Here is a 16,093-nt window from a genome sequence, read left to right as displayed (position 1 = left end):
ACCGGGTCAGGCAATTTCAGCCATCACCCGCCTCAACCCGTCCTGCCACGACGGCAGCACGATGCCGAAATCCTGCTGCAACCTGCCGTTGTCCAGCACCGACCATGCCGGCCGCTTGGCCGGGGTGGGGTACTCGGAACTGGCGATCGCTTCCACCGTGGGCGCCTTGGCCAGCACGCCCATGGCCAGCGCTTCGGCGAAGATCGCCTCGGCAAAACCATGCCAGCTGGTCTGGCCACTGGCAGTCAGATGCCAGGTACCTGAAAGCTGACCCGGATGCTGCAGCGCTTGTGCGGTGACATCGGCGATCAGCGCCGCAGGGGTCGGCGTTCCGATCTGGTCGGCCACCACTCGCAGCTGATCGCGTTCGGCACCCACGCGCAGCATCGTGCGCAGGAAGTTCGCACCATGCGAGGCATATACCCACGCAGTGCGGAAGATCAGGTGGCGACCACCGGCAGCGCGCACGGCATCTTCGCCGTCACGCTTGCTGGTGCCATACACGCCCAGTGGCGCGGTCGGCTCGTCTTCGCGGTAAGGCACACTGCCCTGGCCATCGAACACGTAGTCGGTGGAGTAATGCACGAAAGGCACGCCATGCGCCGCACACCAGCGCGCGATCACGCCGGGAGTCTGCGCGTTGGCCGCGAACGCGGCCTCCACGTCCTGCTCGGCACGGTCGACGGCGGTGTAGGCGGCGGCATTGACCACCACTGACGGCTGCAGGCGATCCAGCAGAGCCGGCAGGCTGTCGGGCTGGCCGAAATCGGCCACCTCGCAGGTACTGCCATCGGGCAGCTGGCCACTGCGGGTGGTCGCCACCACCGGCCCCAGCGGGGCCAGCGCGCGTAGCAGCTCCTGGCCGACCTGGCCGTTGCCACCGAACACGAGCACGGTCATGGCACGTAGACCGGCAGGCGGTCTTCAGCAATGTCCTTCAGGAAGGGGGCGTTCTCGTCCTTGGCCGACAGCGTCGGTGCACTGACCGGCCAGTTTACTGCGATGTCCTCATCGTTCCAGCGAACGCCGGCATCGAAGTCCTTGAGGTAGACCTCAGTGCACAGGTAGCTGAACACTGCGCGCTCGGACAGCACGGCAAAGCCATGCGCGAAACCTTCCGGAATCCAGAACTGCTTCTTGTTCTCCGCGCTCAGCACCACCGCTTCCCACTGACCGAAGGTCGGCGAGCCACGGCGGATATCCACGGCGACGTCATAGACCTCGCCTTCCAGCACGCTGACCAGCTTGCCCTGCGGTCGCGGCCACTGGTAATGCAGGCCACGCAACACCCCCTGTGCCGAGGTCGATACGTTGCTCTGCACGAAGCGGTCTGGCAGGCCCAGCGCAGCGAAGCGCTCGGCATTCCAGGTCTCGAAGAAATAGCCGCGTTCATCGCCGAACACGGCTGGCTCGATCACCACGCAACCGGGCAACTTGGTTTCAATCACTTTCACGGAACAACTCCACGCAGAGCGAGCTTGTGCAGGTACTGGCCGTAGCCGTTCTTGATCAGCGGTGCAGCCAGCGCTTCCAGCTGCTCGGCGCTGATCCAGCCCTGGCCGAAGGCGATTTCCTCAGGGCAGCAGACCTGCAGACCCTGACGGGTCTGGATGGTCTCGATGAAGTTGGATGCTTCCAGCAGCGACTGGTGGGTGCCGGTATCCAGCCACGCGTAGCCGCGCCCCAGCGCTTCCAGATGCAGGTTCCCTTCACGCAGGTAGCGCTGATTCAGATCGGTGATCTCCAGCTCGCCACGAGGCGACGGCTTCAGCTCTGCTGCATGGTCGCTGGCACTGCCATCGTAGAAGTACAGGCCGGTCACGGCGTAGTTGGAACGCGGGTTCTCCGGTTTCTCCACCAGATCGACCACCTTGCCGGACTTGTCGAACTCGGCAACGCCATAGCGCTCCGGATCATTGACCCAGTAGCCGAACACCGTCGCGCCGTGGTCACGCTGATCGGCATTGCGCAGCACCTCGCGCAGGCCATGTCCATGGAAAATGTTGTCGCCCAGCACCAGACAGCTCGGCTTGCCGCCAACGAAGTCACGCCCGATCAGGTAGGCCTGCGCCAGGCCATCGGGACTGGGCTGTACGGCGTACTGGATATCCATGCCCCACTGCGAACCGTCACCCAGCAACTGCTGGAACAAAGCCTGTTCGTGCGGGGTGTTGATGATCAGCACTTCACGGATGCCCGCCAGCATCAGCACGCTGAGCGGGTAGTAGATCATTGGCTTGTCGTACACCGGCAACAGCTGCTTGCTGACGCCCTTGGTGATCGGATACAGCCGGGTGCCGGAGCCGCCGGCGAGGATGATGCCCTTGCGCTGGGTCATGAGGTCTCCTGGATTCAGGCTGCGGTGCCGATGCGCTGCAGACGGTAGCTGCCGTCGAGCACGCCGTTGACCCATTCCTGGTTGTCCAGGTACCAGTCGACGGTGAAGGTGATGCCCTGCTCGAAGGTGTAGGCCGGTTCCCAGCCCAGGTCGTTCTTCAGCTTGGAGGCATCGATCGCATAGCGGCGGTCATGGCCCGGGCGGTCGGTGACGTAAGTGATCTGGCTGCTGCGCGGCTGGCCATCCGCACGCGGGCGGCGCTGGTCCAGCAGCGCACAGATTGCCTGCACCACTTCGATGTTCTGCTTTTCCGAGTTGCCGCCGACGTTGTAGGTCTCGCCGACCTCGCCCTTGGCCAGCACGGTACGGATCGCTTCGCAGTGGTCGGACACGAACAGCCAGTCACGCACCTGCTTGCCATCGCCGTACACCGGCAGCGGCTCCCCGGCCAGCGCCTTGGCGATCACCAGCGGGATCAGCTTCTCCGGGAAGTGATACGGGCCATAGTTGTTCGAGCAATTGGTGGTCAGCACCGGCAGCCCGTAGGTATGGTGGAAGGCGCGGACCAGATGGTCGGAAGCGGCCTTCGACGCCGAGTACGGCGAGTTCGGCGCATACGGCGTGGTTTCGCTGAACTTGCCGGTCTCGCCCAAAGTGCCGTACACCTCGTCGGTCGAGACATGCAGGAAGCGGAAGGCTGCGCCCTGTTCAGCCGGCAACGCCTTCCAGTAATCGCGTACCGCCTCGAGCAGGCCGAGGGTGCCGACGACATTGGTCTGGATGAACGCGCCGGGGCCATCGATGGAGCGGTCAACGTGGCTCTCGGCCGCGAAGTTCAGCACCGCGTCCGGCTGGTGTTCGGTCAGCAGGCGGGCAACCAGGGCCTGGTCACCGATGTCACCCTGGACGAACACGTGGTTGGGATTGCCGTCCAGGCTGGACAGGGTCTTCAGATTGCCGGCGTAGGTCAGCACATCGAGGTTGATGACCTTGATGCCGCGGGCGGCAGCCTCGAGAACGAAGTTACCGCCAATGAATCCGGCGCCGCCGGTGACAAGCCATGTGGGCACTACCTGTTCTCCTTATCGAAATTCATCCACGGAGCACCCGCAGGCGCCCCGGCACAGCGGCACAGGATACATGCCGTTGGCCTTCACGACTGCCTGCGCGACGTGAACGGGACACCGCCAGGGCGGTGCTTTTTGCCGCGCCGCAGCAAACCATACGCATTCGCATGGTCACCCCAAGCCAGCTAGAATCGGGGTCCCACCCCCGAACCGGTTGCTGTCGCAGAGCCGGACGTTCTCCAGCAACTGTGAGCCGGCCAGCAACCGGCACTACAAGGATCTCGTACCAGATGAAAATCCTCGTCGCGTACAAGCGCGTGGTGGACTACAATGTCCGCATTCAGGTCAAGCCGGACGGTTCCGGCGTGGTCACCGACGGCGTCAAGCTGTCCCCCAATCCCTTCGATGAAATCGCCCTGGAAGAAGCGTTGCGCCTGCGCGACAAGGGCATCGCCAGCGAAGTCGTGGTTGCCACCATCGCGCCGGCCGACGCCCAGGCGCATCTGCGCAACGGCCTGGCCATGGGTGCCAACCGTGCCATCCACGTGGTCACCGACCAGGCCATCCAGCCGCTGACCGCCGCCCGCACCCTGCTCAAGCTGATCGAGAAGGAACAGCCGGATCTGGTGATCCTGGGCAAGCAGGCCATTGACGACGACGCCAACCAGACCGGCCAGATGCTGGCCACCCTCTGGGGCCGTCCGCAGGCGACCTTCGCCAGCAAGCTCGAGATCGCCGACGGCAAGGCCACGGTGACCCGTGAAGTCGATGCTGGCCTGGAAACGCTGGAAGTCGATCTGCCGGCCGTGGTCACCACCGACCTGCGCCTGAACGAGCCGCGCTTCATCAAGCTGCCCGACATCATGAAGGCCAAGGCCAAGCCGCTGGAGACCCTGCAACTGGCCGACCTCGGTGTTGAAGCCGCCGATACCTTCAAGACCACCCAGTACGCCGCGCCGTCCAAGCGCAGCAAGGGTGTGATGGTCAAGGACGCGGCCGAACTGGTCGCCGCACTCAAGCAGAAGGGGTTGCTGTAATGAGCAAGATTCTCGTCATCGCCGAGCACCACGACGGCAAGCTCAACGCCGCCACCGCCAAGACCGTCAGCGCTGCGGCCGCCATTTCCGGCGCCAGCATCGATGTGCTGGTGCTGGCTGCCGACCCGACCGCCGTTGCTGCTGAAGCGGCGAAGATCGCCGGCGTCGCCAAGGTCCTGACCGTGGCCAACGCCGCCAACACCCAGGCCCTGGCCCAGGTATTGGCGCCGCAGATCGCGCAGCTGGCCAAGGGCTACACCCACGTGTTCGGCCCGTCGACCACCTTCGGCAAGGACCTGATGCCGTGCGTGGCCGCCCTGCTCGGCGTCAACCAGGTTTCGGACCTGATGGCCGTCGAAGGCAGCCACACCTTCAAGCGCCCGATCTACGCCGGCAACGCGATCATCACCGTCGAAGCGCCGGCCGACCAGATCGTGGTCGCCACCGTGCGTGCCGCGTCGTGGCCGGAAGCCGCCCAGGGTGGCAGTGCCTCGATTGAAGCCGCCAGCGTCGATGCGGCCCTGCCGAGCCACACCCGTTTCGTCGGCCTGGCCGCCGGCGCCAGCGACCGCCCGGACCTGCAGAGCGCCAAGCGCGTGGTCTCCGGCGGCCGTGGCGTCGGTTCGGAAGAGAACTTCAAGGTCATCTTCCAGCTGGCCGACAAGCTCGGTGCCGCCGTCGGTGCCTCGCGCGCCGCGGTCGATGCCGGCTACGTGCCCAGCGATCTGCAGGTCGGCCAGACCGGCAAGATCATTTCGCCGGAGCTGTACGTGGCCGTCGGCATCAGCGGTGCGATCCAGCACCTGACCGGCATCAAGGATGCCGGCACGATCGTAGCCATCAACAAGGACCCGGATTCGCCGATCTTCGAGATCGCCGACATCGGCCTGGTGGGTGACTTGTTCACCCTGCTGCCGGAGCTGGAAGCGGCGCTGGGCTGAGGAGAAGAGTCCGGTGCGGCGGAATGGCCGCATCGGCACGCCGAGGGCGGGCCAGCAGCCTCTATACTTGTCGGCAAGTATTCATTTAGACGCGTGTAGACATGCTAGCTCCGACTGACGCCCCTGTGGAAAGTGTGCGGATCTCCGTGGTCGTGCCCGTATACCGGGGCGCGGAGTCGATCGGCCCGCTCCAGAAGCGGGTCGATGCGGCCCTGGCCGGCGAGCAGGGCGGGCATGAGATCATTTTCGTGGATGACCGCGGTGGCGATAACTCCTGGGAGGTGATCCAAGCACTGAGTGCGGCACATCCGCATGTCCGTGGTATCCGCCTCAGCAGGAACTTCGGCCAGCATGCAGCCACGCTGTGTGGGATTTCCAGCGCCCGTGGCGAATGGATCGTCACTATCGACGAAGATCTGGAACAACCACCCGAGTCACTGCCATCCATGTTGGCCAAGGCCGAAGAGGGACACCTCGTCGTCTATGGCGTCACCGAACAGCGAAGCCACGCCTGGTGGCGTAACCTTACCTCGGAAGTGGGGCGCAGCCTCTTCAAGTTCGCCATCCCCACGCTTAATCGCGAATACACATCCTTCCGGGTAATCCATCGATCGGTTGCGGCAGGACTGGATCGCTTCCAGTCGCCGTTTACCTTTATCGACGGGTACATTTCCTGGATCACCAATCACTATGCGACCGTCGTGGTGCCACACGATGAGCGCGTGCACGGAAGCAGCAGCTACAACCTTCGCAAGTTGATCGTGCACATGGTCAACATCTTCGTGACTTTTTCCGATCTGCCACTTCGCATGGCGACGTGGCTGGGCCTGAGTGCATCGCTCGGTGGCGGACTGTGGGGTCTTGCGATCCTGGTGGCAAAGCTGACCGGCTCGCTGGGCGTCAGCGGTTACGCCTCGATCATGGCAGGAATGACCTTCCTCGGAGGAATCCAGTTGTTGATCCTTGGCATATTCGGCGAGTACCTGGCACGCATCAACTTCAAGACCGCGTCCATGCCCCTGTTCCTGGTGGAGCAGGAGACCCGACAGTGAAGCCGCTGTTGATCATCGGCGCCTCGTCATTTGGGCGCCTGGTGAAGATACTCGCAGAGGATTCAGGCCGGGAAGTAAGGGGCTTCGTCGATGATTACAGCAATGATGAAGCACTGTGCGGCCGCACCCAGGACCTTGGCCGAGGGTTGAAAGCGGACACCTATGAATTGGTGATGGCCATCGGCTACAAACACCTGGAACGGCGCCTCGCGCTGTTCAGAGATCTTTCGGAGCGGGGGTTTTCGTTTCCGGTGCTACAGCACCCCGCCGCGTATGTCAGTCGCAAGGCAACCCTCGGTGCCGGGGCCATGATCATGGCAGGGGCCAACGTGGATGCCTTTGCTGCCATTGGCAAAGCGTGCGTACTGTGGCCGCAGGCAACCGTGAGCCATGACTGCACTGTGGGTGCCAACACGTTCATCAGTCCGGCTGCGACGTTGTGCGGGTTCGTCAACGTTGGCGTCTCCAGCTTCATCGGCGCCAACAGCGTCATCATCGATGGGTCGATCCTGCCCGCCTCGTCTTTCATCAAGGCCGGTAGCCGGCACAACAGCAGGCCCCCGAACACATGACTTCCACCAAACGCGTTGCTGTCCTTCAATCAAGTTACATCCCTTGGAAGGGCTACTTCGACATCATCAATGATGTAGACACCTTTATCTTCTACGACGATGTTCAGTTCACCCGCCAGGATTGGCGGTCGCGCAACCGCATCATCGCCAATGGGGCGCCAGTGTGGATGACCGTGCCCACCGGTAGCGATATCAAACGTTTGATCAATGAAGTGACGCTGCCAAATGCCGCGTGGCAGCGCAAGCATTGGTCCACGCTGCGTCACGCGTATACCAAGGCGCCCTGTTTCAAGCAATTCGCCGAGGTGGTGGAGCGCCTTTATCTTGAACGCGAGTGGACTTCGCTCTCGGAAATGAATCAGCATTTCATTCGGGTGATCGCGCAGGACCTGCTGAAAATCGAGGTGGAATTCCGTAGTTCTACTGAATTTGACCTGCACGGCAGCAAACTGGAGCGGCTGGTTGATCTGGTTCGCCAGTCCGGCGCCACACACTATCTGTCCGGACCCGCAGCGAAAGCCTATATAGACCCAGCCGCATTCGAACGGGAAGGGATCCAGCTGGAGTACAAAAACTACGCCGGATACCCGACATACCGTCAGCAGGGGGATGCGTTCGAACACGCTGTAAGCGTGCTGGATCTGATCTTCAATACCGGCGACAAGGCTGCCGAACATATCTGGGGCTGGCGCGACGGACGCTGACTGCGGGCGGCACGCCCGTGTGCAAACGTCTGATCCGTCCGGATTTTCGCTCCCAACCCGGGAGGTGCGGCGCGCCCACTGCGCATGGGGCGTCGCCTGAACATCTACTTCAATGAGCAACGAGCCATGGCCTATCTATTCGTCGCCCTTACCATCCTGCTGACTGTATATGGACAGCTGGTTCTTAAATGGCAGGTTGGTGTCTATCCGCACTTGATCAGCCAGCCTTTCAGCCTGCAGAACATCGCCACCCTTCTGCTGAAACCCTGGGTGATTTCGGCGTTTGCTGCCGCATTTGGGGCGTCGTTATGCTGGATGGCGGCGATCAGCAAGCTGCCGTTGAGCCGCGCCTACCCGTTCATGGCGGTCAACTTCTTCCTGGTAGCGCTATTGGCTTCGTGGTTGTTCCGCGAGCATCTGGATGCATACAAGATCGCAGGCACCGCCATCATCATGGTTGGCGTCCTCGTCCTGTCGCGGTCCGTCGGTTGATCAGTCCTCCCCAAGCCCCGTAACCCGCACCTGCAGAGAACGCATCATGATTCCGTTCAACAAGCCCTACATGACTGGCCGCGAGCTGTGGCACATTGCCCAGGCGCACGCCAATGGCCACCTGTCCGGCGATGGCCAGTTCACCAAGCGCTGCCATGCCTGGCTGGAGCAGAATACCGGTGCGAACCGTGCACTGCTCACTCACAGTTGCACCTCGGCGCTGGAGATGTCCGCCCTTCTGTTGGATCTGCAGGAAGGCGACGAAGTGATCATGCCCTCCTACACCTTCGTTTCCACAGCGAATGCGTTTGCATTGCGTGGGGCGGTCCCAGTGTTCGTGGACATCCGTGCGGACACGCTCAATCTGGACGAACGCTTGGTGGAGGCAGCGATAACCCCGCGCACCAAGGCCATCTGTGTCGTCCACTACGCCGGGGTCGCATGCGAGATGGATACGATCATGGAGATCGCCGCGCGCCACGGGCTGGTGGTGGTGGAGGATGCCGCGCAGGCCATCATGTCTACGTACAAGGGTCGTCCGCTGGGTGCGATTGGCGAGATGGGCGCGCTCAGCTTCCACGAAACCAAGAACATCATTTCCGGCGAAGGCGGCGCACTGCTGTGCCGTGACAGCCAGTACGCCGAGCGCGCCGAGATCATCCGCGAAAAGGGCACCAACCGTAGCCGCTTCTTCCGTGGGCAGGTCGACAAGTACACCTGGGTTGATCGCGGCTCGTCATTCCTGCCTGGCGAGATCACGGCCGCGTTCCTGATGGCGCAGATGGATGAGGCCGAGCAGATCAACCAGCGGCGCCTTGCCATCTGGGAGCGCTACAACACCTGGGCACGCCAGCATGCCGATCAGGGCAAGGTGCGCCTACCCACGATCCCGGAGCAGTGCCACCACAACGCGCACATGTACTACCTGCTGCTGCCCAGCCTGCAGGCGCGGACAGCCTTCATCGCCAATATGAAGGCATCCGGAGTGCAGACGGTCTTCCATTACATTCCGTTGCATTCAGCACCTGCTGGCCAAGCGCTGGGGCGCCCCCATGGCGCGATGACGGTGACCGATACGGTCAGCGATTGTCTGGTCCGCCTTCCACTATGGATCGGCGTCGAGGATCATCTGGACACCATATTCGCCGCCGCTGACAAGGCACTTTCCTGAGCATGGCAATGATCAATGGGAATGAAAGGAGTACACGCGGGACGATGACGATGCTGCTCTCTGAGATTGCACGCATGCCGATCCGACGCAAGGTGCAAGGCGCGTTTTTGGTGCTATCGGCCCTGCTGCTTCTGACTCTGGTCAGCGTACCCTTCAGCCGCAACGCCATCATCATCGACGTGCAGAGTGAGTCGCCGGGCAAGCTTCAAGTCTACTTTGACCAGGGCACCGGGCCGACCGAAGCACTCTCGTTGCATCGGCGCTACACGTCCGGATTTTCCCGCGTGGAGTTCCCGCTGCCGCCTGGAGAAACCCAGGCGGTACGGATCGACCCGGAGGCGTCCGCGCGTGAGATCACCCTGTCGGGCATCGGCGTTCGCGGTTTCTCCAGACCGATCGAATGGCTTGCGCTGGCGGATCAGTTGCCGGCCGGCCACGAGATGGACGCGATTGACAATGGCACGCCCGGTGGGACGACGTTCGCAATCGCGGAGGGGGCAACCGACCCACAGATCACAGTCCCACTCATCCATCCGGTCGCTTCACATGAGGGCATCTCCGAGAAGGCCTGGTCACGCCTTTGGATTTTTTTCTGGGCAAGCGTACTGATCGCCATTGCCCTGCAGTTCGTGCGCCGGCCGCTGCCTACGCTGGGCCTGAGCCTGATTGTCCTCGGGTTGTGCGCGGCGATGGCGTTGATGTCTTTCACCCAGCACTCGGTCCACCCGGACGAGCTTCTTCATGATGCCGATGCGAGCTACTTCCAACGGCACTGGACACCACCAGCACTGGATGCACCAGACCTGGTAACCAGTTACAAGAGCAGTCCGTACGGCGTGTCTTACCTGGTGGAATGGAACGTCGTCTACCTTCTGGCCGCGAAGAGCTCGCGGGTATTCTCCGAGCTTGGGGCGAGCGCCATCCTGTCCTACAGGATGTTCAATGTTGCGTTGTTCGGGCTCATGCTGGCCGCGCTGGTGTACATACGGGCGCCCCGAGGCAGCTTCATCCCGCTGCTGCTGACGCCACAGCTCTGGTACGTGTTCTCCTATTTCAATGGTGATGCACTGCCGTTCGCAGTGGCTATGATCGCCACAACTGTGGCGCTCTCACCCAATGGACGGCTTGCAGCCTTCATATCCGGTAAAACTCAACTTGACTGGCCACTGATTGCACACAGCCTTCTGTTTGTGACCTGTTTCGGTTTGTTGATCATTTCCAAGAAGAACTACTGGCCAGTGGCGGTGTTCATCGTGGTCTCGATGGCCGCAATGGCCCTGCGCAGCCGTGCGAGGGTGGCGCTCGCACTCATGGCACTATTCATCGTTGCGGTATGGGGAAACACTGCAGGTGCCGCGTTGGTGAAAGAGTTCGGTAGCCATCTTGCATGGGTTTCCCTTGCGGTGGTGCTGGCGGCCCTGATCGCCTGCCTGCTGGAGGCATGGCGGGTGTTGAAGGACGTGCTGCTGCGGCGCGCCCTGCTGCGCATTGGCGCGTTGCTGTGCCTCTCACTCCTCGTCGCTCTGCCGTGGATCACGGTAGACATGCTGAAGAACAGCGGCGGACCAGGAAAGATCGCCGTGGCTGAACAGATGCGCGAGCGTTACGCCGAACCAGCGTTCAAGATCTCGGCCGCGAACGCGATGTCAGTCCAGCAATCGAGTTTCAAGCTGCAGGCCAAGGGCATGCCCATGGCGGCGCTGCTGGATGCGCCCAAAGAGTGGCACGTGGGCACCTTCCGTAGCTTCTTCGGCGCGTATGGGTATATGGAGTATTTCAACTCCGAGGCCGGCTACCGCTTCATCGGCTGTCTCGCATTGGCCACGCTGCTGCTGGCGATGATCTGGGGACAGTTGACTGGCCGCTTGACCGCATCCCAGTCGATTATCAGCGTTGGCTGCGCCACGGCACTGGTCGGGGCATCCTTCCTGCACAGTTGGACGTACGACTTCCAGCCACAAGGGCGCTATGTGCTCGGCATTCTGATCATGGCCGTCCCCATCTTCCAGTGGGTCGGAGAATCGGATAGAAGCCGCGTCGTGTTCACAGCCCTGGTTCTTTGCGTCGCGGTGACATCGCTGTATTCCTACGTCACCTTTGGCTTTCCGTACCTGACCTGACCTGACCCCTCTCCCTCGGAACACGCGGGACGGAGGGGCGGGTGCGGCGGAACTATTTCGGCTGCAACGCGTCATGCAGTGCACGACGCGGTACTGCAGCGATGTCATAGCCAATGAAAGCGAGCAGGAACTGTAGTCCGCTTACCAAGGCAATGGCCGGCAGGACGACTGTTCCGACAGGCGAAGGCACCTGGTGCGAGGCGGCCTGCCACCAGTGCCACCCTCCGTACACGCTGCCACCCATGAGCAGGACGACCGCTGCAATGAGCTCCAACGAGGCAATTGACAGATCGCGCAGATAGTAATTGTAGGCAACACGTTTGAGCAGGTTGCGCAGGTGCTTCAGCGCGAACTCGCCGAGCACTTTTCCGATGCTCAGATTGCTTTCTTCATCGCCGTAGACAGCGTCCATGGGTACATCCGCTACCACTGCGCGCATGGTGTTGAGCCTGAACAACAGGTCGGTTTCAAAGAAGTAGCGTTTACTGATTGCATCTACTGGCAGGCGCTCGGCCACTCGCGCGTGAATGGCGGTATAGCCATTGGTAGGATCAAAGGTGTCCCAATAGCCCGTTGAGGCCTTGGCCAAGAAAGACAAGCCGAGGTTGCCGACGCGGCGGAGCCATGGCATTTGACGGATCTGCGTAAGATCCCAGAAACGGTTGCCCTTGGTGTAGTCGGCCTCACCACGCAGAATCGGGTTGACGAAATGTGGCAGCAGCTTCGGATCCATCTGACCGTCGCCGTCGATCTTGACCATCACATCCATTCCGTCGGCAACCGCCTGCGCATAGCCGCTGAGGACCGCCGCGCCAACGCCGCCGTTCTCGACGCGACGGACCACCCTGACGCGGGGATCGATGTTCTGGCGCTCGATCAGATCCCCCGATGATTCCGGACAGGCGTCGTCGACGCAGTAGATGGCTGCAACGTCTGGTCCTATCGCCGATATCACGCCAAGGATGTGCCGCGTCACCTTGTAACAGGGGATCACCACTGCAATCCGTGGCGAACTGGGGGGCGTGGTCTGAAGGAAACTCATCGGCATGGCTCGGAGATCATCACGTCAGGGCAGAATACGGTAGAAGACGATGCCATCTGGCCCTTGGGATACCTCGTGGCCCCACAGGCCCAGGTCCCGGTAGCTCAGCGAGCAGTACTCCCGGTCGTAAAGCGGGGCCCGGGCAGTACCGCGGGTGGCAATGATGTGCGTTATGCCGTGGCTGCGCAGCAGTGCACGCGCGTCCGCACGCGAGGCATGGCAGAACGCGGCATCCAGGTCATTGGCTTGCAGCGGATAACCGCTGCCCAGGCGAACATTGAACAGGTAGTCACGGGCACCAAATGGCAAGTAGGACGCGATGTCAGCGGCTGGCAGCACCCAGTCCTCGCGGCCGTTGAGTACCTTGCTGTAAGCAGGCGCCAGCACAACAGCGCCCTTGGGCAGCTTGGCCTCGGCAGCACGGAACTGGCGTACCTTTTTTTCTGTGATGGGCACAGTCCAGCCCATACTCTTGGGCGCCGGTCCGTGCACGTCGACTTTGCGAAGCGCGATGGCGGAGCCTAGTAGAACCAACAACAGTCCCCACATCATCCATCGCTGGGCGATAGGCGACGTGGGCGCCATGGTTGCTGTCGGGCGCAGCGTGTCCCAGGCAAGGACCCCAAAGGCAGACAGCAACAGCCAGTGCATCGGCACGCTGTACATCGCCAGCAGGTCGACGTAACGCTGGGTGTAGGTGCTCAGCAGACTGGCCTGCAATGTTTCGTGGCCCATCACCAGCGATATCACGTTGGACGAACGCATCGCAGCCATGACCGCGACCATCACCCCGAGCTGAAGGGTGAACAGCAGGGCAAATCCCGCACGCTGTGGCCGGCGGACGGGTATGAGGACAACGAACGCAAGACTAAGCAATAGACCCAGCATGGCGCCCGCACGCGTCACCCACAGCAATTTGGCGCTAAATATCTGCGGCGCAGGCGGCAGCCATTGATCCCATAGGGCGGGCTGCGGGCCATACCACAGCTCCCAGCGCAGGACCTCCCACAGCCGTGTCAATCCGCCAGTCGCCGAGCTGATGTCAGGGGTGGTTTCCAGTAAACGCAGGCCCAGGCTGTGCTGGACAAAACCGTGAACAGCCGGACTGACGTCTGCCAGCAAGTGTAGGTAGTACGGATCGCTCGCCAGCAGCAGCACCCCGACCAGTCCGCCAATGAACATTCCGAGCATTGGATAGCCAACGCGTTGGGCAACGCCTCCAGACCTCCACCAGGTGCCCGCCATGACCACCAGGAACAAGGGCGCGGCAAAGCTGACGTACCCAATCACCAGCGACGGATTGAGCTTGGCCGCCATGGCGCCAGCCAACGCGAATATCGCCCATGTCAGCAGCTGATTCGCCTTGGTGGGAACCAGCCAGCACAGCAGAGCGCAAAGCGTAGGTAGCAGAATCACCCCGAATCCGGCCAACCGACCTGTACTGTTGAGGTCCATCACCGGATAGAAGTAAGCCGTTCCGCGTAACAACACGTAGCACCACAGCACCGACACGACGGTGGCGAACGCAATCTGCAGCGACGCGTGAAGCAGCGTCCGCCGCAGAAGGCAGCAGATCAGCTCGAGCAACGCGAACAAGGCTAACGTTGCTTGAAGGACCGGCTGCACCTTGAGGAACGGGCCCATGTGGTTGCCCATCCCCGGCCAGGCCCACAATGAGGTGAGCACATGCAGCATCTTGGGGTATTTTTCCAGCCAATCGGTGTTGCCTGCACTCAGCTTGGGATAGCCGGCACGGAACAGATCCAGGCTGAAGGCAATATGCTGATGCGTATCCAAGCCCAGGCTGCCGGCGCGCAAGGAGTAATAAGACGCCAACTTAATGCAGACCAAGCCGCCCAGCACAATGGGCAGCCATGCCAGGACGGACGGCGTGGGCAGATCGCCAGCCGTTCCTTCAGCCCTGTCCTTGGACAGGCTCCAGACCGCCAGCCCCGCCAGGCCCATCACCAACAGCGGCAGCGCCAACGGCAAGTCCAGGGTCACTGTCCAGACGTAAGTAAGCGGACTGCAGACCAGCCATGCGACGACCAGCACGAACTGCCCCAGCAGCGCCTTGAAGAACAGGAGCGGCGCCCCGGGCTGCGGGGAGGGTCCAAACCACGTAAGCAGACGATGCCCGATCAGAGACATCGTCAGCAGCGACACTGACAGCAGCAGCATGAACTCGAACTGCCAGTGCGTTCTCGCGAACACAGCCATGCTCACCAGGCATAGCGCCAACACGGCTGTCCGACCAGCAAGACGGTGCCTCACGACTTCCAATGGGCCCTTGCCAGCCTCCCCGCCTCTTCGCGCGCCGATCACCGTAGTTACTCCACGGTTCGTGCAACGTCGGCCGCAATCTGGTCGAAACTGCCCAGTGCCAACATCGAATGACCTGCCGAGGCTATCGGTGCAGCCATCATGGCGCGCGACTCACATGCATCGACCAGCGCACTCAGTCCCGCGCAGATCGCCTCGGGTGTCATCGATTCCAAGGAATGGACATTGTCCACGGTCTCATCCAATCGCTTGTTGTCATAGCGGTTGGTCAGCACATCCATGCCGAACGCCGCCATTTCCAGCGGTGGATAACTGGGGTGAGGCGAAACCATCAGCGACAGGCCGATGGCGGAGGTCGACAACAGCTGCGCGTACGCATCGATATCGAGCTTGCCGAGCGCCTTCAGCGCGAACGGCCCCAGGTCCAGGTCGCCCTGCAGCTCTCCCGGCGCCGCCACTTCCCACTGCGCCGCGCGCGGATCCTTCCACCCCCACAGGCGCAGGCCTTCGCAGATCAGTTCGAAGGCATTGCGCGGGGTACCCGGACGCGCGTAGACCACGATGCGGCGCTTGCGTGGAACTGCGGCATCACGCGCCTGCTGAAGTGCCGGGCGCAGCCCGTCATGCAGGACCGGTTCGAACACCGAGCGCTGGTCGTAGCGCAGGCCATGCTGCTCGAAGAAGTCGGCAAGCAGGGCGGTATTGAAGATGCCAATGTCGCGCGCCGGTCGGTAGGTACTCAGTGAGAGCGCATACTGGCTGGACCAAGCGTAGAAGCCAGGCTCGAAATCCTGGATCAGGTAGATCATCGGACGATCAACGCCGCCGTGTTCACCCTGCCACTGCGACATCCGCTGTGCTGCATACGCAGTCCACCAGGCAGTCGCCACCCATATGTCTTGGTCGGCAACCGGCAGGGTCTTCTGGTACCGGTCGCTGAACGGCACGATCTGGCGCAGCGCCGACGAGGTCTGGTCCGCAGGCACCAGCACATGGTCGCCGAAGCGCGACAGCGCTTCCTCATCCGGTGCGCTGTCCACCAGCAGGATCCGCGAGGCGGGAAAATGCCGGCACAGTTCACGATAGATCAGCACGGCCGTATGGATGCCACCGAAGTAGTGCTGCTTGTTGATCGAGGGCAGCACCAGGTTCAGGCGCTTGCCTTCCCAAGGGTCACGCCGCGGCGTGCAGGGCGTGATCTCACCAACGTGGGTGTTGGGTGCAGCAACGCCTGGCGCGCTGGCATCCAGCCGCGCGGCCACCCGCCGCAGCAG

General features: G+C 62.2%; 15 protein-coding genes. 8 read left to right on the top strand and 7 right to left on the bottom strand.

What is annotated here, in order from left to right; translation table 11 throughout:
- Positions 1-6 precede the first annotated feature (6 nt).
- From rfbD to rfbB, 4 genes are read right to left on the bottom strand one after another with little or no spacing between them, the layout of a single operon-like run.
- On the bottom strand, positions 7-900 hold the full coding sequence (rfbD, locus tag QP457_RS02965) for a dTDP-4-dehydrorhamnose reductase (RefSeq protein ID WP_205405336.1): 894 nt from the start codon (positions 898-900) through the stop codon (positions 7-9).
- Positions 897-1,454: a dTDP-4-dehydrorhamnose 3,5-epimerase gene (rfbC, locus tag QP457_RS02960; RefSeq protein ID WP_205405337.1), complete on the bottom strand. Its 558-nt coding sequence runs from the start codon at positions 1,452-1,454 to the stop codon at positions 897-899. The genes rfbD and rfbC overlap by 4 nt, the downstream gene beginning before the upstream one ends.
- The gene (gene rfbA / locus QP457_RS02955) at positions 1,451-2,338 is read right to left on the bottom strand and encodes a glucose-1-phosphate thymidylyltransferase RfbA (protein WP_205405338.1); all 888 of its coding nucleotides are present in this window, start codon (positions 2,336-2,338) and stop codon (positions 1,451-1,453) included. The genes rfbC and rfbA overlap by 4 nt, the downstream gene beginning before the upstream one ends.
- A 14-nt stretch (positions 2,339-2,352) precedes the next feature.
- Positions 2,353-3,408, bottom strand: coding sequence for a dTDP-glucose 4,6-dehydratase (gene rfbB, locus QP457_RS02950; RefSeq protein ID WP_205405339.1), 1,056 nt, complete (start codon positions 3,406-3,408; stop codon positions 2,353-2,355).
- Between the two features lie 287 nt (positions 3,409-3,695).
- Between rfbB and QP457_RS02945 the strand changes: the two genes are divergently transcribed.
- From QP457_RS02945 to QP457_RS02910, 8 genes are all read left to right on the top strand, one after another.
- Positions 3,696-4,442, top strand: coding sequence for an electron transfer flavoprotein subunit beta/FixA family protein (locus QP457_RS02945; protein WP_019660968.1), 747 nt, complete (start codon positions 3,696-3,698; stop codon positions 4,440-4,442).
- Positions 4,442-5,383, top strand: a complete 942-nt coding sequence (locus tag QP457_RS02940) for an electron transfer flavoprotein subunit alpha/FixB family protein (protein ID WP_205405340.1) — start codon at positions 4,442-4,444, stop codon at positions 5,381-5,383. The genes QP457_RS02945 and QP457_RS02940 overlap by 1 nt, the downstream gene beginning before the upstream one ends.
- 146 nt (positions 5,384-5,529) lie before the next feature.
- Positions 5,530-6,435 carry a glycosyltransferase family 2 protein gene (locus QP457_RS02935; protein WP_205405341.1) on the top strand — a complete coding sequence of 302 codons (906 nt, stop codon included), beginning with the start codon at positions 5,530-5,532 and terminating at the stop codon, positions 6,433-6,435.
- Complete coding sequence (locus QP457_RS02930) at positions 6,432-7,007, top strand: hypothetical protein (RefSeq protein ID WP_205405342.1); 576 nt, start codon at positions 6,432-6,434, stop codon at positions 7,005-7,007. Before QP457_RS02935 ends, QP457_RS02930 begins: the two co-directional genes overlap by 4 nt.
- Positions 7,004-7,711, top strand: a complete 708-nt coding sequence (locus tag QP457_RS02925; protein ID WP_205405343.1) for a WbqC family protein — start codon at positions 7,004-7,006, stop codon at positions 7,709-7,711. The genes QP457_RS02930 and QP457_RS02925 overlap by 4 nt, the downstream gene beginning before the upstream one ends.
- A 126-nt stretch (positions 7,712-7,837) precedes the next feature.
- Positions 7,838-8,203: an EamA family transporter gene (locus tag QP457_RS02920; protein WP_205405344.1), complete on the top strand. Its 366-nt coding sequence runs from the start codon at positions 7,838-7,840 to the stop codon at positions 8,201-8,203.
- A 46-nt stretch (positions 8,204-8,249) separates the two neighbouring features.
- Positions 8,250-9,374 carry a dTDP-4-amino-4,6-dideoxygalactose transaminase gene (rffA, locus tag QP457_RS02915; RefSeq protein ID WP_205405398.1) on the top strand — a complete coding sequence of 375 codons (1,125 nt, stop codon included), beginning with the start codon at positions 8,250-8,252 and terminating at the stop codon, positions 9,372-9,374.
- Positions 9,375-9,418: 44 nt separating this feature from the next.
- On the top strand, positions 9,419-11,494 hold the full coding sequence (locus QP457_RS02910; protein ID WP_205405345.1) for a hypothetical protein: 2,076 nt from the start codon (positions 9,419-9,421) through the stop codon (positions 11,492-11,494).
- 52 nt (positions 11,495-11,546) lie between these two features.
- Here QP457_RS02910 and QP457_RS02905 read toward each other — a convergent pair whose 3' ends face one another.
- From QP457_RS02905 to QP457_RS02895, 3 genes are all read right to left on the bottom strand, one after another.
- The gene (locus QP457_RS02905; RefSeq protein WP_205405346.1) at positions 11,547-12,536 is read right to left on the bottom strand and encodes a glycosyltransferase family 2 protein; all 990 of its coding nucleotides are present in this window, start codon (positions 12,534-12,536) and stop codon (positions 11,547-11,549) included.
- 24 nt (positions 12,537-12,560) lie between these two features.
- Positions 12,561-14,756: a hypothetical protein gene (locus QP457_RS02900; RefSeq protein ID WP_205405347.1), complete on the bottom strand. Its 2,196-nt coding sequence runs from the start codon at positions 14,754-14,756 to the stop codon at positions 12,561-12,563.
- A gap of 110 nt (positions 14,757-14,866) precedes the next feature.
- Positions 14,867-15,967, bottom strand: coding sequence for a hypothetical protein (locus QP457_RS02895; protein WP_338126724.1), 1,101 nt, complete (start codon positions 15,965-15,967; stop codon positions 14,867-14,869).
- Positions 15,968-16,093: the final 126 nt, after the last annotated feature.

Origin of the sequence: Stenotrophomonas sp. As-7 (assembly GCF_030291015.1) — a bacterium.
GTDB classification, from domain to species: Bacteria; Pseudomonadota; Gammaproteobacteria; order Xanthomonadales; family Xanthomonadaceae; genus Stenotrophomonas; species Stenotrophomonas lactitubi.
Note: the sequence above shows the minus strand (reverse complement) of the source record. Positions and strands in the feature narration are given on the sequence as shown.